18 protein-coding genes are annotated in these 19,379 nt (G+C 41.7%); 10 read left to right on the forward strand and 8 right to left on the reverse strand.

The window, feature by feature from the left end:
* Positions 1–7 precede the first annotated feature (7 nt).
* From I6L31_RS08195 to I6L31_RS08220, 6 genes are all read left to right on the forward strand, one after another.
* The gene (locus tag I6L31_RS08195; protein ID WP_005002011.1) at positions 8–1,204 is read left to right on the forward strand and encodes a PLP-dependent transferase; all 1,197 of its coding nucleotides are present in this window, start codon (positions 8–10) and stop codon (positions 1,202–1,204) included.
* A 17-nt stretch (positions 1,205–1,221) separates the two neighbouring features.
* Positions 1,222–2,772 (forward strand): helicase HerA-like domain-containing protein, encoded by a 1,551-nt coding sequence (locus I6L31_RS08200; protein WP_004985321.1) that lies wholly within the window; start codon positions 1,222–1,224, stop codon positions 2,770–2,772.
* A gap of 208 nt (positions 2,773–2,980) precedes the next feature.
* Positions 2,981–3,745, forward strand: coding sequence for a globin domain-containing protein (locus tag I6L31_RS08205; RefSeq protein WP_004985320.1), 765 nt, complete (start codon positions 2,981–2,983; stop codon positions 3,743–3,745).
* Between the two features lie 121 nt (positions 3,746–3,866).
* Positions 3,867–4,307 carry an RrF2 family transcriptional regulator gene (locus I6L31_RS08210; protein WP_004985317.1) on the forward strand — a complete coding sequence of 147 codons (441 nt, stop codon included), beginning with the start codon at positions 3,867–3,869 and terminating at the stop codon, positions 4,305–4,307.
* 93 nt (positions 4,308–4,400) lie between these two features.
* A complete protein-coding gene (yihA, locus tag I6L31_RS08215) occupies positions 4,401–5,201 on the forward strand; it encodes a ribosome biogenesis GTP-binding protein YihA/YsxC (protein WP_005002008.1) in 801 nt (266 codons plus the stop codon).
* Between the two features lie 132 nt (positions 5,202–5,333).
* A complete protein-coding gene (locus I6L31_RS08220) occupies positions 5,334–6,278 on the forward strand; it encodes a metal-dependent hydrolase (protein ID WP_005002006.1) in 945 nt (314 codons plus the stop codon).
* Between the two features lie 109 nt (positions 6,279–6,387).
* Here I6L31_RS08220 and I6L31_RS08225 read toward each other — a convergent pair whose 3' ends face one another.
* Both I6L31_RS08225 and I6L31_RS08230 read right to left on the reverse strand, forming a co-directional pair.
* Positions 6,388–7,629, reverse strand: coding sequence for a dicarboxylate/amino acid:cation symporter (locus I6L31_RS08225; RefSeq protein WP_005002004.1), 1,242 nt, complete (start codon positions 7,627–7,629; stop codon positions 6,388–6,390).
* Between the two features lie 140 nt (positions 7,630–7,769).
* Positions 7,770–8,645: an acyl-CoA thioesterase gene (locus tag I6L31_RS08230; RefSeq protein WP_004985310.1), complete on the reverse strand. Its 876-nt coding sequence runs from the start codon at positions 8,643–8,645 to the stop codon at positions 7,770–7,772.
* A gap of 281 nt (positions 8,646–8,926) precedes the next feature.
* Between I6L31_RS08230 and plsB the strand changes: the two genes are divergently transcribed.
* The gene (gene plsB, locus I6L31_RS08235) at positions 8,927–11,494 is read left to right on the forward strand and encodes a glycerol-3-phosphate 1-O-acyltransferase PlsB (RefSeq protein ID WP_004985307.1); all 2,568 of its coding nucleotides are present in this window, start codon (positions 8,927–8,929) and stop codon (positions 11,492–11,494) included.
* Positions 11,495–11,552: 58 nt separating this feature from the next.
* On the opposite strand, the gene I6L31_RS08240 is transcribed toward plsB, so the two are convergent.
* Together I6L31_RS08240 and I6L31_RS08245 are read right to left on the reverse strand one after the other, a co-directional pair.
* On the reverse strand, positions 11,553–12,539 hold the full coding sequence (locus I6L31_RS08240; protein WP_004985303.1) for a putative solute-binding protein: 987 nt from the start codon (positions 12,537–12,539) through the stop codon (positions 11,553–11,555).
* A 70-nt stretch (positions 12,540–12,609) separates the two neighbouring features.
* Positions 12,610–13,443, reverse strand: coding sequence for an NAD-dependent epimerase/dehydratase family protein (locus I6L31_RS08245; RefSeq protein ID WP_005002002.1), 834 nt, complete (start codon positions 13,441–13,443; stop codon positions 12,610–12,612).
* A gap of 38 nt (positions 13,444–13,481) precedes the next feature.
* Here I6L31_RS08245 and recG point away from each other — a divergent pair, with 38 nt between their 5' ends.
* Positions 13,482–15,527 (forward strand): ATP-dependent DNA helicase RecG, encoded by a 2,046-nt coding sequence (gene recG / locus I6L31_RS08250; protein WP_005001995.1) that lies wholly within the window; start codon positions 13,482–13,484, stop codon positions 15,525–15,527.
* On the forward strand, positions 15,514–16,167 hold the full coding sequence (locus I6L31_RS08255; protein WP_005001993.1) for a ComF family protein: 654 nt from the start codon (positions 15,514–15,516) through the stop codon (positions 16,165–16,167). Before recG ends, I6L31_RS08255 begins: the two co-directional genes overlap by 14 nt.
* Before the next feature lie 6 nt (positions 16,168–16,173).
* Here I6L31_RS08255 and I6L31_RS08260 read toward each other — a convergent pair whose 3' ends face one another.
* Positions 16,174–16,599 carry an NUDIX hydrolase gene (locus tag I6L31_RS08260; protein WP_005001991.1) on the reverse strand — a complete coding sequence of 142 codons (426 nt, stop codon included), beginning with the start codon at positions 16,597–16,599 and terminating at the stop codon, positions 16,174–16,176.
* A gap of 15 nt (positions 16,600–16,614) precedes the next feature.
* Positions 16,615–17,199, reverse strand: a complete 585-nt coding sequence (locus I6L31_RS08265) for an LOG family protein (RefSeq protein WP_010588689.1) — start codon at positions 17,197–17,199, stop codon at positions 16,615–16,617.
* 157 nt (positions 17,200–17,356) lie between these two features.
* On the opposite strand from I6L31_RS08265, the gene I6L31_RS08270 reads away from it, so the two are divergent.
* A complete protein-coding gene (locus tag I6L31_RS08270) occupies positions 17,357–18,370 on the forward strand; it encodes a CorA family divalent cation transporter (RefSeq protein WP_004985290.1) in 1,014 nt (337 codons plus the stop codon).
* Positions 18,371–18,425: 55 nt separating this feature from the next.
* Here I6L31_RS08270 and I6L31_RS08275 read toward each other — a convergent pair whose 3' ends face one another.
* Together I6L31_RS08275 and I6L31_RS08280 are read right to left on the reverse strand one after the other, a co-directional pair.
* The gene (locus I6L31_RS08275; protein ID WP_005001989.1) at positions 18,426–18,719 is read right to left on the reverse strand and encodes an STAS domain-containing protein; all 294 of its coding nucleotides are present in this window, start codon (positions 18,717–18,719) and stop codon (positions 18,426–18,428) included.
* Positions 18,720–18,732: 13 nt separating this feature from the next.
* Positions 18,733–19,365: an MlaC/ttg2D family ABC transporter substrate-binding protein gene (locus tag I6L31_RS08280; protein ID WP_005001987.1), complete on the reverse strand. Its 633-nt coding sequence runs from the start codon at positions 19,363–19,365 to the stop codon at positions 18,733–18,735.
* Positions 19,366–19,379 lie beyond the last annotated feature (14 nt).

Raw genomic sequence — 19,379 nt, forward strand, 5'->3', positions numbered from 1 at the left:
ATACACCATGACAGATAATAAAACCATTCAAACCCAGCTTATTCACGCCCCACGAAAGGCTCCTCAATATATTGCGAGCATTCAACCTCCCCTGTTTCGTGCATCGACGATTATATTTCCATCGACAGCGCACCTTTTTGATCGGCATTGGACAGATGCTTATGATTATAGTTATGGCACCCATGGCACACCGACCACTTATACCTTAGCTGATCAATTGGCACAGCTTGAAGGGGGGACACATTGCTTACTCGCACCGAGTGGACTATCTGCCATTAATCTGGTTAATTCAACCTTTTTAAATCAAGGCGATGAAGTTTGGGTTCCAGATAATGTGTATGGGCCAAACATGGAACATCTCAAAAATCTACAACAACGTTATGGCATCATCGTCAAAGTCTATAATCCAATTGATGCCAACTCATTTACGCCTTCTGCACACACTAAACTGATCTGGCTCGAAGCGGCAGGTTCAGTCACTTTAGAATTTCCTGATCTTAAAAATCTGGTTAAAAAAGCCAGACAAGCCAATGTGTTGATTGCATTGGATAATACATGGGGCGCAGGGCTCGCCTTTAACGCTTTCGATTTTTCAGATGAACACTTATCCGTTGACATCACCGTCCATGCACTCACCAAGTATCCAAGCGGTGGTGGTGATATCTTAATGGGCAGCGTAATTACTCGGGATCAAAAACTTTATCATCAGCTCTTTAAGATGCATGCCACTCAGGGAATCTGTGTGTCGGGAGATGATACCGCACAAGTTATACGTAGCCTGCCGCATATACGCTTACGTTATCAACAACAAGCCAAAACCACACAAGACCTATTAGCGTGGCTCAAACAGCAGCCTGAGTTTGCACAAGCTCTACATCCCGCCGACGCGAACAGTCCTGGACACGCCTTTTGGCAAGAAATCTGTATAGATCAACAAAGCGCAGGTTTGGTCAGTGTGATCTTTCAAGCCAACTATGACATCAGCGCCGTCCGCCGCTTTTGTGATGCCTTAACATTATTTAAATTAGGTTTTAGTTGGGGCGGCCCCGTAAGTCTGGTGATGCTTTATGATTTAAAACAGATGCGAGTATTGCCAAATACACATCTACAACAGGGTTTATTGGTTCGCTTTTGTATAGGACTAGAATCTGCCCAAGATTTAATACAAGATATCCAAAATGCACTCCAACAAATTGAAAAGTGATAAGAATAGGAATAAGTATGGGCACACCAATTGTGATTGCAAAAAAAACGACTGATATTCATCAGGATATTGTTTTACATTCCGAATTTGCGAACCGTCACGGTCTGATTGCAGGTGCAACAGGAACAGGTAAAACTGTGACACTCAAAGTCATGGCTGAAAATTTTTCTCGGATTGGTGTGCCTGTTTTTTTAGCAGATGCCAAAGGTGACGTCTCGAGTATTGCCAAAGCGGGAAGTGATAATCCAAAATTTGATGAACGGATTAAATCACTTGGTTTAGACACTATTGCGTTTGCTGCTTCTCCCACTATTTTTTGGGATTTATTTGCTGAACAAGGTCATCCAATTCGTACCACTGTCTCTGAAATCGGGCCATTGCTTTTGGCTCAAATGCTGAATTTAAATGATACACAGGAAGGTGTACTTTCTGCGGTGTTTCGTATTGCAGATGATCAAGGGTTATTGCTCATCGATTTTAAAGACTTAAAGGCCATGCTGAGTTATGTCAGTGACAATGCAACTGACTTAAAAGCAGATTATGGAAATTTATCACCTGCAAGTTTAGGCGCAATTCAGCGAAATTTGCTGGCATTGGGTGACCAAGGTGGTGAACAGTTTTTTGGTGAGCCAAGTTTAAATATTCTGGATTTTATTCAGACCGATAGCAATGGTCATGGTTATATCAACCTGCTCGCCGCAGATAAACTGATGAATACGCCAAAACTCTATGCGACCTTTTTGCTGTGGATGCTTTCAGAGTTATTTGAACAATTACCTGAGGTTGGAGATCTGGATAAACCGAAACTGGTATTTTTCTTTGATGAAGCACACTTACTTTTTGATAATTCTAGCCCCGCCTTACAACAAAAAATTGAACAAGTGGTACGCTTGATTCGTTCCAAAGGTGTGGGCATTTATTTTATTAGCCAAAACCCACTCGACATACCAGAAACGGTTTTAGGGCAACTCGGAAATCGAGTTCAACATGCTTTACGTGCGTTTACACCAAAAGATCAAAAAGCAGTAAAAACAGCAGCGGATACCTTTCGTGCCAATCCTGAATTTAAAGTGGATCAAGCCATTACTGAACTTGCCGTTGGCGAAGCATTAATTAGTTTTCTGGATGAACAAGGCACGCCACAGATCGTGGAACGTGGCTGGATCATGCCTCCCTATTCTGCATTTAGCCCTTTAAGCGCTGATGAACGTAAAGCATTAATGTCGCAAAGTATTGTCGCGGGAATCTATGAACGCGCTGTAGATCGAGATAGTGCTTATGAAATGTTACAGCGCAAAGTGAGCGAAAGTGCGGCGCAACAACAAGCCCAGCTCGAAGCCGCGCAACAAGCCAAACAACAAGAAACAGATGCCAAGCAACAGGCAAAAGAACAAGAGCGTTTAGCACGTGAACAACAAAAAGTAGATGAAAAAGCACAACGCGAGCGTGACAAACTCACTCAAGATGTACTTGGAACCTTTGCAAAAAGCGCAGCACGTAGTTTAGGCGGACCAACAGGACAAAGACTGGTTCGCGGCTTGCTCGGCTCGTTGTTTGGAAAACGCTAAATAACTTTCAAAAATACACTGATTTTACAAAACCAATCTCTTGTAAAATCAGTGTTTAATTTTTTTGCGAAAAACCAATCAATTTGACCAATACGATCTATTTAATCCCTTAAAAAAATTATGACTTTTAATTAAAGATGCATTGCAAATGTATTTTATAAGATGTATTTTAAATATATCTTATATAGCCAGATAAAAAGGTCTAGCCATGACTCCACAACAAATCGAACTTGTAAAATCAACTGTACCTGTCTTACGTGAACACGGCGTCGCACTGACCAGCTATTTTTATAAGCGTATGCTTGGCAATCATCCTGAACTCAAAAATGTGTTTAATCTGGACCACCAAACAACAGGACGTCAACCACGCGCCTTAGCCGCAGCAGTTTTGGCTTATGCAGAAAATATCGAAACCCCTGAAAAACTAGCCAAAGCAGTGGAACATATTGCAACCAAACACGTCAGTCTGGATATTCAACCCGCGCAATACTCGATTGTGGGGGAAAACTTATTACATTCGATTAGTGAAGTGCTTGATGTCCCATTTGAATCAGATTTAATCGAAGCGTGGAAACAAGCCTATTTGCAACTAGCTGATATTTTGATTGGGGCTGAGCAACAAAAATATGATCAGTTGGCTTCGCAAAGTGGAGGATGGTCAGGTTGGCGTAATTTCAAAATTGTGTCGATCCAAGATCACGCAGAAGGTAAATTTTTTAACATTCGTGCAGCCGATCAACAAACGATTCCAACGGCACAAGCAGGTGAATATATTTCGGTCAAAGTCCATGTTCCCGAAAAAGGAATTGATCAACCTCAACAATTTAGCTTTAGTTCAACTCAGGATACAGCTCAATATGGTTTCTTAGTCAAATCACAGGCTGAACATAGTGAATACGATGTTGCCAATATTCTGTTAAGTCATTATCAAGTCGGAGATGAGCTCGCTGTTTCTGCTCCTCTCAAAGGTTAAACTGAATATAAGATTAAACTGAATATAAAACTGTGATTTGCAGGTGTTTGGACTCGGGAGTTTCCTTCGGGAAACTTTCAGGCTAATATGATCTTTATAAATTTCTGGTATTTAGCTGAACATGCAACTCAATAAATTTACCGACTATGCCTTGCGTATACTTATGTACGTTTCACGCCCAAGTGAAATGCCGTATACCATCGCAGAAATCGCACGGGATTTGCATGTTTCTCAAAATCATTTGGTCAAAATTGTACATTTCATGGCTAAACAAGAGTGGATCATTACCACGCGCGGCAAAGGCGGTGGACTTCGTTTAAATCCCAAAGCGCTCGATCTGACATTGGGTAAAATCGTACGGATCTTACAAGGTGATCATCAGATTGTAGAATGCAATACTCCGCCTTGTGTATTACGCTCGCACTGCGGCTTAAAAGGAATTTTAGATGATGCACTGGAAAGCTTTTATCAAACACTCGATCAATACACTTTAGCCGATGTTTTGGCTGCTCCGCCTTCTACCTCCAGTCATTCAGCCATCGCTTTTATCTCGATCTCCTGATCATTTGATCCAAATGCTGTTAAAATTCGCGTGAAAGGCTCGCATCCTTTATAATGCGTTTTAAATATATTTTGATTGTAAAAGTTAAGCTCTATGCATCGCTATGCGAAATCCAAAGACACCAAAGCCAAACTCGCACCTAAACAAAAAATTAGTTATGAGAAAAAAGCTGATCCTGCAATTACTGAATACTCAGTAAAGGCACTCAATTGGCTACGCAAAGCTGAATTTTTAATGAGTGCGCCCAAACTGGCACTTTGTGTAGAAGATACAGGTTATGAAATTGCCTTTGCAGGACGTTCCAATGCAGGCAAGTCCAGTGCCATTAATACCTTAACCAATCAAAAACAACTGGCACGTGCGTCTAAAAAGCCAGGACGTACCCAGATGATTAACTTTTTTAGTCTAGGGAATCCTGATCAGCGTCTGGTGGATTTGCCAGGTTATGGTTATGCTGCTGTCCCTGAAGATATGAAACGGGTTTGGCAGAAAGAACTTGAAAACTATCTGATTCATCGTCAAAGCTTACAGGGTTTAGTGCTATTGATGGATATTCGTCATCCACTCCAGCATTTCGATACCATGATGCTGGAATGGGCGCATTCACGTAAATTGTTTGTGCATATTTTACTGACCAAAGCGGATAAAATGAATCGTGGTCCCGCTCATCAAGCCCTACTCGAAGTTAAACAAAATCTAAAAAAGATGAAGCTGAATTTTTCAATTCAACTATTTTCATCACTCAATAAACAAGGACTTGAAGAGCTTGCCAGTGTAATGGCAGGTCGCTTAAATTATACGCTAGAACAAGAACCTGAATTTGACCTCAGTCAAATTGCAGAGGCTACAATTGATGATGAAGATGAAGCAGATTTAGTATTAAAAGAAGAATAAACTACCGCTTTTCTGATCATTTCATCACGTAATGACAATTGAATGTCCCGTATTGCAAAGCAAAATACAGGGGCATTTTTTATACTCAAAAAAACCAGCAAAAGTTCGATAAGAACAAATAAAGGTAAGGACATGAGTATTTTTTCATTTTTTAAACACAAGTTACCAGGATCTTCGATTCACTATCGCATTCAACCACGAAAGGTAAAATTCGACTGGAAAGAAACTCCAGTGGACTGGATTCCCAATCAACCTTTTGCCAGTTATTTCATCAATGAAATTAACAATATCTTACCTGCGGGCGAGTTCTGGTTCTGTCGTCTTTATAATAAAGTCTTGCCGCAAATTACCGATGAAAAACTCAGACAAGATGTACAGGCTTTTATTCGGCAAGAAGCCATGCATGCCAATGCGCATACCTCTGCCAATAAAGAATATTTGTCTGCCCGTAATATCGATATCCAGCGTAATCTGGATATCATGAACTTTTTATTTAGCAAGTTATTGGCTGATAAACCTTTAGACTATGAAGTACCTAAAGCGTTACAACATCAGTGGGATTTATTTCGTTTAGGTGTGATTGCCACAGTAGAACACATGACGTGTGTATTGGGTAAATACGCGCTTTACAACAAAAAATGGGAAGAACTCGGCGCTGACCCTGAAATGGTCGATTTAGTCAAATGGCATGGTGCAGAAGAAATTGAACATCGAACAGTCGCATTTGATTTATATCGTCATTTGGGTGGTGGTTATATTGCCCGTTATTATTTAAGTGTCGCAGTGATTGCGGGGGTATTAGGTTTATGGGTCGATGGTGCCGCACATATCATGAAACAAGACCCACGTTTCGCAGATAAAAATCCGAGTCTGTGGCATCCTTGGATCTGGTTAGAATGGCTTAAACAAGGGCGCAAAGATAACCAAGTGCTTCCTAGCCCAATCTGGTTGGTTGCACAACAGATCGATTATTTAATGCCATGGTATGATCCTGTCAAAGAAGGGAGTACCGAAGATGCTGTCCAATATTTAGATCAATCTCCAGCAGCGAAACGGGCGTTATTAACTGCTGCTTGAATGAAGTTACTTGAGTAAAACAAGAGGTAAAAAGCAGAAGTTCTCTTCTGCTTTTTATCATTTTCGCGATGCAATGTCTTGCAATCGAGCATCTTAATCGCACTGCATTTTAAGATGTTTCAATGGAATCTGATTTGGCATAACGATCTACCACGACACTAATCATCATATCCCCCTGCACATTGACCACAGTTCGTACCGTATCTAAAATTCGGTCGATTGGCAGTAAAATCGCAATCGCTTCGGCAGGAAGCCCAACAGACTGTAGCACCATGATCATGGTGACCATTCCTGCACTAGGAATTCCGGGCGCACCCAATGATGCAATCATGGCAGTTAAACAAACAATCAATTGCTGAGTCAGGGTTAAATCCATTCCTACCAGATTAGCAATAAATAATGCGGCAGCAGCTTCATAGAGCGCGGTACCGTCCATATTTAACTGCGTTCCCAAAGGAATAACAAAACCTGCTGTTTGTGGGCGAACCTTGAGATTTTCTTGGGCACACTTCATGCTCAATGGCATCGTGGCTGAACTGGAACTGGTGGCAAAAGCAGTAATGAGGGCTAAGCGTGTACCTTTAAAAAAAGTGATTGGATTCATTTTCCCAAAAATCCACAGTAATAAAGGCAACACCACCGCACCATGAAAAATCGTCGTTCCTGTTACGACTAAGGCGAACTCAGCCAAACTGTTCAGGATTTTGACATCTTCAGTTGCAATCAGTTTAGCGAGTAAGGCTAAAATTCCTAACGGTGCCAATTTCATGACCCAACCCACCAACATCATCATGATGTCAAAAAACTGTAAGCTTAGAACCCGTACAGACTGAAAACGATCTCCGCCTTTAATTAAAGCCGCCCCGATGAACAAAGCGAACACCACGACTGCCAGAACATTGCCATCGCTAAAAGCTTTAAAGGGATTAATCAGCGTATTTTGAATAAAATTAGTAAAGAAGGTGGATGGCGATAATGTATCTGGAGATTGATGATTGCTCATGGCTTCACTAAAAATTCCGATATCCATGCCCTTGCCCACTCCAAATAAATGAGCACAGCCAATACCGAGAATTAAAGCCAATGTAGTCGTAGTTAAACAACATAATGCTGTGATTTTCCAGACTCGTCCAAACTGCCCGCTGGCTTGCAAATTTGAAACTCCCACCACAATTGAGGAAAAAATCAGTGGGATTAAAAGCATTTTCAACAGCCCGATAAATATGCTACTGATAATACCGAGTCCATAAAGACTATGTTGAAAAAAAGCGGTGTCTGGGTATAGATTTAATAAAAACCCAAATGCGATACCGATGATTGCAGCAACTAAAATCTGTGTATTTAAGCTCATACCATTTGAAATAGAATGTCATTGTTTTGGATTACTATGACACGCAAGATGCTTAGAATCGAATAATTTTTTAGCATATCTGACAATTTAAAAATAAAAAGCCGCATCCATGCAGCTTTACTGAAACATTTAATGTGGTTTTATTGGTTATTGGCTATTTCACGCAGGCGTATAAGCCCCTCTTGTGTGGTACTACAGACCAGTTGTCCATTTTGCCACATGCGTCCAAAATTTAATCCGCGTGAATTTGCAGTGACGGTCGCTTCCATGTCATACAGCATCCATTCATCCGCACGGACTGGACGATGAAAATAAATGGCATGATCGATACTGGCACATTGCAAACTCGGTGAAATATAGCTTAAACCATGCGGTTTTAAGGAAGTCGTCATTAAGCTGAAATCAGAATAAAATGCAACGATCGCTTGATGTAAAGACTGATCATCCAACTCTTGAGGAATAGGATCATGGGTTCGGATATAGTGTGCGTTAATCGGTGCTTGTGGTTGAGGTTGAAATGGATTGACTGGATCAATCGGGCGAATTTCAACATGTCGATCACGCATAAAACTGGCACGCACATTTTCAGGCAGGAAATTAACTAATCCTTCTTTGAGTTCATTTTCTGATTTGAGGTCTTCTGGCGCTGGATAGTTAGGTTCTTCTGGTTGATAATTCAAACCTTCTTCAAGATAAGCAAACGATATCATTGCCGAAAAGATAGTACGACCATGCTGAATAGCACGAACTTGGCGACTGGAAAAGCTTCGACCATCGCGTAAAGGATCGACTTCATAAATAATCGGTGCATTGACATCACCGCCATAGAGAAAATAAGCATGTAGCGAATGTGCAGGACGATCTGTGGTATAGGACGCAGCACGTAACGCTTGTCCCAGAACTTGTCCACCAAATACACGTTTTCCGACCAGATTACGGCTTTGTCCACGGTATAAATGATCTTCAAGCCTTTCAAGAGATAAAAGCTCGACAAGTTCCTGGGTTAATGCATTCATAAGATACCTTTAAAGTGTCGGCAATTTAAAAACAAGACAACTGTAAACTATAAAACATATATACGGTATTTTTCCACAAATTCAGAGTATAACCATCAAGATTAGTTGACTGTCATGTCACACTTTAGCATTGTTATTCGTATTAAAAATACGTTTTTTAACGATAAACACTAGCGCAATCCATGTGATTTATCAGAAAATAGCTCATTGTTTTTCACATCAATTCACTAAGGCAGTTTTCGTTCTTTAGGACAGAGATTGTTGTTTGAGTAGGAGTTCTTATGGCCAAGAGTGGCTTGGGTCAGATGTATCGACGCCTGTCGAGTAAGTTACTTGACCTCGTGGTAACACCGCATGTTCTTGGGGAAGTCCCTTCTGAATCTACCGATCAGCAGACTTCAGAACATCCTGCACAGAAAAAAGTCGTCTGCTATGTATTACAAAATTACTCTCGCAGCAATGCTTTAGTTCTTGATGGTGAAACACGTCGCTTGCATTTAAAGCCTGCACTAGATCCACTGGTGATGGATGATCACAAAGAAAAAGCATCGGTTTTATTTTTACAGCATCACGATGAAAAGAATTTACTCAATCCACCACCGCATGCCTTTCCTCCGCGATTACTGCGTTTAATTGAGTTTTTAGACAAGCATCCTGACTACGATATTGAACTGGTTCCTGTCACGGTGCTATGGGGACGCTCTCCTGATAAAGAGGATTCATGGTTTAAGTTGTTATTTACCGATACATGGGCAACCCCAGGTAAAGTCAAACAATTGATGAATATCGGTCTGCATGGTCGTCAAACTTATGTTGAGTTTCATGAACCGCAGTCGTTACGCCAACTGGTCAACTATGCCAGTGCGCATTATCCGAATCTGTCTCCTGCCACGTATATCGTGAGCACTCTGAATGACTATTTAGATAGTCAGCGTGAAGTGGTTCTGGGGCCTGACTTGTCTGACCGCCGTAATGTGATGGAATCCCTGATCAAATCACGTGATGTGCAGGATGCGATTCGTCGGGAAAGTATTCGCGGTAAAGTCAGCATGCTTGAAGCTGAACGCCGTGCGATTGGCTATTTAAATGAAATTGTCTCAGATTATTCATATTCAGCCATCCGTTTTGCTGATATGGCCCTGACTCGATTATGGACACAACTTTATGATGGTGTCGAGGTTCATAACTTTAGTACCGTACGTGAACTGGCCAAAGACTACGAAATTATCTACACACCATGTCACCGCAGTCATATCGATTATTTATTATTGTCTTATGTGATTTATCGTCGTGGTTTAATGGTGCCGTATATTGCAGCGGGAGATAATCTAAATCTGCCATTTGTCGGTCAGCTTTTACGTGGCGGCGGTGCATTTTTTATTCGACGCTCCTTCCGTGGCAATGCACTTTATACGTCTGTATTTAAAGAATACCTATATAGTATTTTGTCGCGTAATACCCCGCTTGAATATTTTATTGAAGGGGGTCGCTCGCGTACTGGTCGCTTACTTCCGCCCAAAACAGGCATGCTGGCCATGACCATACACAGTCATTTAAGGGGTCGTGCCAAGCCGATTGTTTTTGTTCCAACATATATTGGTTATGAACGCTTAATGGAAGGTTCAACCTATGTAGGAGAAATGCAAGGCAAACCCAAAGAAGCAGAATCCATCTTCGGGATTATTCAAACTTTACGCAAAATTGAACGTATTTTTGGCAAGGTCCACGTTAACTTCGGTGAACCTGTGTTTCTGGACGATTTGCTAAAAGCACATGGTGCAGATCAGATCAAAATTGAGAAAAACGATGATCCGATTCCACCACAAGTTTCAGAGGTCATTAACAGTTCAGCACATGCGATTGTTGAAAATATTAACCGCGCTGTAGTGATCAATCCTGTTTCGTTGCTTTCTTTAATTTTATTGGCAACCCCTAAACACACATTGGACGAAGAGTTGTGTATTAAACAACTCGATGCTTATCGTAATCTTGTTACCACACTTCCTTATGATGAGCGCACACAAGTTACACCGCTGTCTGGTAAAGAAATTATTGCTTACGGCTTGAAACTGAAATTGATTAAACGTGTTCAGCATGTATTAGGCGACATTATTGCAATCGAAGATTATCAAGCGGTGTTGTTGACCTACTTCCGCAATAATATTTTACATGCTTTTGTGCTGCCCTCTTTAATTGCAGCGCTAGTTGAACACAATGGTAGAATTAGCCAGAAAAATCTGATCAATGTCATTAAAACACTCTATCCGTTTTTACAGGCAGAGTTATTCCTGAAATGGAAACCTGAGCAACTTGAACAACAAATTAGTCAATATGCCGATGCTCTGGTCAATGCCAAACTGATTGAACGCGACAGTGAAGGCGACTTGATTAGTCCTGCACCAAATTCAGAAGATCATAATCAATTGGTGATCTTAGCAGCTCCAGTCAAACAAAGTCTGGAACGTTACTACATGACCTTGGCATTAATTGCACAACGTGGTTCTGGAAATATTTCGGTGAAACAAGTCGAGGACTTGAGTCATTTGCTAGGGCAACGCCTGTCGGTTCTCTATGAATTCAACTCACCTGAATTTTTTGATAAATCATTGTTCCAGAGCTTTATCAAAGTTCTGACCCAGCAAGGATATATCTGCACCAATGAACAAGGGGCAATCGCGTTTGAACGCAACTTTAGCAATATGGCGGAAGGTGCCAAATTGGTACTGGATGAAGCAACCTTACAAATGTTGCAACATATCACCACCTTTAATGACGATGAGCTTAAAGCTGCACTGGATGCAGTCGCTTCACAACAAGCAAAACGTCGTTCAAAACGTAAAAAAGCTTAAATGATCCTGTCATCTAAAATTTGAGCTCAACATGGCAACTTCGGTTGCCATGTTTGATTTACCAGATCTGACACTCAAAATATTGCGGTTCATCTTTACAGCGTAATTTTTTGATCAGTTTGACAAAGCGCGGATCATAAAAAAAGTTCTGGGAATATTGATTGCGTACTTTAGCAATGACCACATTATAAGCTTGTTTCTCAGTGGCAGACACATCCATCCAATAATACGCGGGTAATCGATTTTCCCAGCGTATCACTTGCCCTACCAATACCCGTGCTTGTCCTGCAAACCAATGCCGCATATTCACACCAAAATCTGATGGGTATTCAGCAGCGCGAATTACAATATTTAAGCCCGCATAAACCACTGGAAAATTGATGACTCGGGTCGATTCACCAAACTCTTTTCTCAGATTATAAGCAAGTAAAGCATAAACAGGGACAGGTAAAATATCCACTTGATTATTTTTAAAGGCCTTGATTGCATTATCAAAACTCAAGGCAACAGGCTGTGCACGCACACTACGCACCAAAGCCGTTTGGGGCGGAACTTCAGCCAAAACACCAATCCGATTATTTTTTAGGTCTGTCACTTTATAAAGCGTTGGCGTTTTGAGCATCATATAGGTCATTCCCACAGGAATAAACCCGACCACCTCATACTCTCCTTGTTGCATGGCAGAACGTAATGCAGGTTGGTTCAACAACTGAATAAAATGCTGCGCGGTTATATTATTTGTGATAAATCCCACACCAGCCGTACTTCCCATAAATGCATTATAGTTTCGAGTATTAAAGTTGGTTGCGACCAGACCTGAACATTTTTTCTGATTAAATTGTGCAATAGCCTCTGTTTCATGCTGATAAATTTTAAGTTGCAAATTGACCTGATCACGCTGTGCATAAAGCGCAATCTCTTTTAAACGTCGGGTAATATCCCCTTGCGCACCGACTGGATCATATACACACCATGTCTTTTCAACCGCTGCCACCTGTTGCACCACGATGAGCAGAAGCAAGCTTCCAAATGCCTGTTTAAACATCTTCCACCAATCTTGTATTTATCGGTTTAATTTAATTGTAGATGTTGCCGCATTCTTGAGTTTAATTAAATTATTGGCTTTGCCTATGTTGTTTCAGGCAGATTGTATAGTCATTAAAGCAAACCGGATGCTGTAATTTAAATCCTGTTTTGAGCATCCGTGTTGCATATAAGCGTTTTCCTGAAATTTCCTGACTGCTCAATTGTAGCTTTGGCAAATCGAGTTGTTGCTGAAACCACAAGATAATTTCATGTAAAGCTAAAGGGTGGTTATTGGTCACGATATAAGACGAATCAACATTTTTTAATGTCGATAAATCCGCTAAAAATCTTGCCAGATCATCAATATGAATGCGGTTGCTATAATGAATCTTTGGGTAACTAATGGTGTTTTCTGCCATTTTTATTAAACGCGCAACCGATTGACCATAGATCCCAGAAGGGCGAATTATCACGGTCTGTTTCGGATATGCTGCCCGCCATTTTAATTCCATATCACGCAAGATTTGTCCTTGCTCATCTACAGGTTGAATGGGCGATTCATCATCGACTCGCTCGCCCTGATGTTCACCATAAACCCGTGTCGATGACAGCACCATAATCCTTTGTACAGGATGTGATTTTAATGCTTGAACGATTGGTTCAACTGAATCCAGATAGGTTTGACGATAGGCCTCTACACTACTTTCTGAAGGCGCCAAAGCCACATAGACCAAATCAATTGGTGCAAGATTGTCCAGATTAAGGTCATGCACATCTTGAATGAGGTGATTCGCGTACACATCTGTTTTCGGGCTACGGCTAATTGTGGTAATTTGATGTCGCTGTTGATTCGAGTTCTGTTCAAATAGAAATTGGGCAACGCGTTGAGATGTTTTACCATAACCAATAAATAAAATATGCATGCATGATCCTGATATAAAGGGTCCTGACTTGGAGAGATATGACTTCAGTCCAGCAGTTACAGGGTGTCGGTGGTGCTGCCGCTGCACTTTTGGAAAAACTTAATATTTTCACCACCGATGATCTTCTGTTTCACCTGCCGCGTGACTATGAAGATCGTAGCACGGTCATTCCCATGAACCAACTGGTGGTGGGACGTAGCTATTTGCTTGAAGGTGAAGTCAAAGCTCTGGACTTTCCACCCGGAAAACGTAAATCTCTGGCCGCTCTACTGCAAGATGACTCAGGTAAAGTTACCTTACGCTTTTATCATATTTATAAAAATCTGACTGATAAGTTAAAAGCAGGTCATCGTTTACGTGTTTTTGGGGAAGTTCGAGTCGGCGCGCGCGGCTTAGAGATGTATCATCCTGAAATACAACTGGTCACTGATCATAGCGCTTTACCTAAAACTCAGCTCACTGCGATTTATCCCAGTACAGAAGGTTTAACTCAACCCAAACTGCGTGAATATGTCAAACAGGCACTCAGACAATACAGCGATCATTTACCAGAATTATTGCCTGAACAATACACCAATGGTTATGCGCTGAAACAAGCTTTACAGTATATCCATGAACCCCCTGTCGATGCCAATATGCAGCAATTGGCACAAGGTTCACATCCCGCGCAACAACGACTGATTTTTGAAGAACTGGTCGCACATCAGGTCAGTTTACTCACCCGACGTGCCTATATTCGACAAATTGCTTCTCCCAGTTTTAGCCCAAGCAAGAGCCTTACCAAAGCCCTACTCGCCCAATTACCTTTTGAAATGACACAGGCCCAAAAACGAGTGTCCAAAGAAATTGTCACCGATCTCAAGCAAAACAAACCCATGCTACGCTTGGTACAAGGTGATGTCGGTGCAGGCAAAACCTTGGTTGCCGCTGTCGCTGCTTGTCATACATTAGAAGCAGGATGGCAAGTCGCGCTGATGGCACCGACTGAAATTTTGGCCGAGCAACATTATCTAAATTTTAAACGCTGGTTTGAGCCACTAGGGATACAAGTCGCGTGGCTGTCTGGAAAACAAAAAGGGAAGGCTCGTACACAGGCTGAACTAACTATTAAAACTGGCGAAGCACAATTGGTAGTGGGTACTCATGCGTTATTTCAGGATACCGTTGAATTCGCCAAATTAGGTTTGGTGATTATTGATGAACAACATCGATTTGGGGTCGATCAACGTTTGGCACTTCGTAATAAAGGGAATGATCAACTTACGCCACATCAGTTGGTAATGACAGCCACCCCGATTCCCCGTACATTGGCAATGAGTGCCTATGGCGATCTGGATACCTCCATCATTGATGAACTCCCGCCGGGACGTACCCCAATTCAAACCGTCACTATTCCACTCGATCGGCGCGAACACGTGCTGCAACGAATCGCCAGTAATTGCCGTGAGGGCAAACAGGCTTACTGGGTGTGTACACTGGTCGAACAGTTGGAAACCCTGGATGCTCAAGCCGCCGAAGCCACTTATCAGGAAATTAAAGAACGCTTTCCTGAACTGAATATCGGTCTAGTGCATGGCAAAATGAAAGCAGATGAAAAGCAAAATGTCATGCAAGCATTTAAAGACAATCAATTGCAACTACTCATTGCCACCACAGTCATTGAAGTCGGGGTAGATGTCCCAAATGCTTCTATTATGGTGATTGAAAATGCCGAGCGTTTAGGTCTTTCCCAGCTTCATCAATTACGTGGTCGCGTCGGACGCGGTGCAACCGCCAGTTTTTGTGCCTTACTCTATAAAACACCTTTATCGCAAAATGGACATGAACGATTATCCATTTTAAGAGAAAGTAACGATGGTTTTGTGATTGCGGAAAAAGATCTAGAAATTCGCGGCCCTGGAGAATTATTAGGAACCAAACAAACAGGTGATATGGGCTTTCGCGTAGCACGTCTGGAGCGTGATGATCATTTGCTGACACAAGCACATTATGTGGCAGAGCAGGTGCTAAAAAACTATCCAAAACAAGCCGATGCATTACTTAAACGTTGGCTACCAGAGGCACCTCGCTATGCCTATGTTTGATAATATTAAAGCCTCCATGCAACAGCTTGGGCAAAAACTTTTACCTTGCCGTTTATGTGAATCCAGTCCACGTTTAAAGCAATATGTTCTATGTAAAAGTTGCTGGCAGCAATTGCCTTGGCTGAAACAACCGATCCATCGGCATGAATTACAGATCATGGCGGCCTGTTACTATGATTATCCGATCGATCGTATTTTACAGCAGTTTAAATACGAACAAAAATTACATCACCAACCCTTACTCGATCAACTCCTTGCCCAGATGAAATATCCTAAAGTTCAGGCGATTGTCCCTATGCCAATCTCGGAGGCACGTTTGATCGAACGCGGTTATAATCAATCTTTGCTCTTGGCACAACAACTGGCAAAGAAACTCAATATTCCCGTCTGGCAACCAATTCATCGACTTGAACAACATTCTCAAAAAGGACTGAATCGAATAGAGCGGATTCAAGGCATAGAACAGCAGTTTGTTCTGTTAGAGAAACCCCAAATTCGCTACCGAAAAGTCTTGATCATTGATGATGTCGTCACGACTGGCAGCTCAATTTATGCATTACATCAAGCATTACAACAATTAGGATGCCAGCAGATTTACGCATGCTGCATTGCAGCAGCAAATCAAAACGCCAAAACTTAAAAATCGCTAAATCTTTAAATACTTTCGACACCATGGCATCACCACTTCACGCGTTAATGGTGCAAGTGCTGTAACTTGATCATCTAGCGTAACCCATTTCATTTCGGCAATCTCGGCTGCAATCTGCGGCGTCTGCTTTAATTGCGCCAAATAAACATAACTTACCAATTGATGATCGGGCTCATTGGCCGTTGCTGTTTCAAAACGTCCGACAAACTGATCAATCTGAATATCACAGCCGATTTCCTCTTTGATTTCTCTTGCAATCGCGTGTTCAGGCGGCTCATTTACTTCTAACTTACCGCCCACCTGCATAAACACGTGAGTATTTTTCTTACGCACCACCAAGAGCTCACCTGCCTCATTTAAAATAATCGCCGCGGCAACGGTAATTCTCTTAGCTGTGTTTTTTTTCACATCAACTTTTTCCACAGCGCTGTCTCAATGTTAAGGATGAACTTGCGTTTGTGCACCCCACTTCGGCGCGGCAGGTTGATAATGCTCAAAGGCATTTAAAATCACATCAATCTGATCTGATGCAATTAACTTCTCGACAAAACGCGACTGAGTAAAGCCTCGCTCTACTGTTCCTTGAATCATTTTGAGTAAATCATCATAAAAACCCTGAATATTTAAAAAAGCACAGGGTTTTTGATGAATTCCCAACTGTGACCACGTCCATTGTTCAAAAATTTCTTCCAGTGTGCCTGCTCCGCCTGGCAAAGCAATAAAACCATCCGAAAGTTCAGCCATTTTGGTTTTACGCTCGTGCATATTTTTTACGATATGCAATTCAGTTAGATTGGGATGGGCCAATTCACGATCAACCAAAGCGGTAGGAATGACTCCAATCACACGGCCGCCTGCCTGCAAGGCACTATCTGCAACCACACCCATCAGTCCTGAGCGACCACCGCCATACACCAGTGTTTTGCCCTGTCTGGCAATGGTTTCACCTGTCAACTGAGCGGCTTGTAAAAATAAAGGATCATTCCCAACGGCTGAACCACAAAAAATACAAATTGAATTCATAAAACTTTTAACCATGTTTTTAAGCTGTCATGCTTACAATATAAGCTTTAGCAAGATTTTTTCAGAAAAAACGACAACAATGAGTGTTTTTAAGTGAATCCTTGTCTAAAATACACCCATCAAATTTATCCATACTGCGCAAGGGAGAAAAGACATTATGCTTGAAGCCTTTTACGCCACAGAGCGCGGTAGCCTTGAAGATGCAACCATTAATGGTGGTTTTGATCTACATCAGGATCTGGTCTGGATCGATTTAATTGCACCCTCTCAAGAAGAGCAACAATGGGTCATTGATGCCTATGACCGAAATCTACCCACCCTCAAGTCACTTGAAGACATTTCATCCTCTGCCCGATTTTACCGCGATGATGATGGCATTTTGCATATCAGTACCTATTTTTTAACGAAAAATAAAAATTATCAGGTCGATGGCGATAATGAAGACACCAGTCATATCTTAGCAACGGTGCAAACGGTCGCATTTATTTTACATAAAGATCGGCTATTTACCATGCGTGGTGAAAAGCTGGTGGCATTTCGTGCATTTCGTGCCCGTGCACGACGTAACGACTATGACATGGATTATAAAGATCCGACTTGGATTTTACTCGGTTTACTCGAAGCTAAACTGGATGAGCTTGCGGATATCCTCGAAGATATCCACAAGGACTTGGAAAAATATTCTACAGAAGTGTTGAATAACCATCATCGTGAAAAGATTTTAGATTTGGATGACATGATTACTCGTTTGGCACAACAAGAAGACGTACTGGGTAAAGCGCAACTGTGTCTGATTGATTTACGTCGCGTCCTGACCTTTTTATCTCGTCCACGTGCTTTGGGCAGTCATATTTATGATGCGGACATTCGCGAGTTGAGTGAAGATGTTCGCTCACTGGTCGAACATGATGCCTTTTTATTCCAGAAAGTTCGTTTCTTGCTCGATACTACATCTGGATTCATTAATACCGAGCAGAACGATACCATTCGTCGCTTCTCGATTTTACCGAGTATGCTTGCACCACCGATGTTGATTGCCAGTATTTATGGGATGAATACAACGGAGTTACCCTTTGCCCATGGTGCTTTGAGTTTTTTAATTGTTGCAGCAATTTTGATGGTTTCATTTGTCGGGCCAATGATGTACTTCCGCTGGAAGAAATGGGTTTAAAATTATCGATATAAAAAAAGCACCGAGATTCGGTGCTTTTTTTATTGAAATTTAATTAGCTGTGCAGCAGGGTTAGATCATCCTGTAAATGACAAGACTGGATAATTTTGAGCATTTTTTCTGGTACATCCTGAAAATGTAACCCTTGTGCATTTGGTGTTTTTCTTAGCCATTGCACCAAAACTGCCAATGCCAAAGTACTACCATGCTGTAATTGGCTTAAATCCACCACCAAAGGAAAGTGTTGATGTTGTTGAATCAAACGGAGACCATCCTGATAAACCGTCTGTGCATTGTCAAAATCAATCTTTCCTGATAGCACCAAGTGCTGATCGACGATTTCAATCACAATAAACCTTCACTTATTTTTTGTTTACAGCCGCATCAGCATCTGGCTTAAAGTTGGCAATGGCTTTGTCCAGATTACCACCATTACGCTGTACCGTTGCAGCAAACTGGTTACGGAATTGCAAACCTAAATCGATACCAGACACATTGATATTACGAATTTTCCACTGACTGCTAGCATCGGTAAGCTGGAAGGAAACAGGAATCTTGTCGCCTTTGTTACTAAAATCAATCGTCACCACAGGGTTACGACTACCCGTTTCTTTATAAGGGCGTATGGTATAGCTTTGATTACTATATTTTGCGAACGCAGTGCCATAGTTTTCAATCAAAGTTTCACGGAAATTCTTTTCAAACTGCGCACGTTGCGCCGCGGTACTGTTTTGATTGGTCGCATAAGTTCCCATCACAATGCGGGTAAACGCTTGCGAATCAATATATGGATCAAGATTTTGACGTACAATTGCTTTTACAGCAGTCGGATTGTTTTGCAGCTTGGCATGATCTGCCTGTAAACGCGAAATAAAATTATCGGCAACACGTTTAATAAATGCTGGTGGCGCTTCTGCTGGCGCAGCAAATGCAGTACCTGCAAGAAGAGTAGATAGTACACTTGCAGTAAGGGTTTGTTTGAACAACGTCTTCACAAGAATCGCTCCTT

Origin of the sequence: Acinetobacter septicus (assembly GCF_019355975.1) — a bacterium.
In the GTDB taxonomy this organism is placed as follows: Bacteria; Pseudomonadota; Gammaproteobacteria; order Pseudomonadales; family Moraxellaceae; genus Acinetobacter; species Acinetobacter ursingii.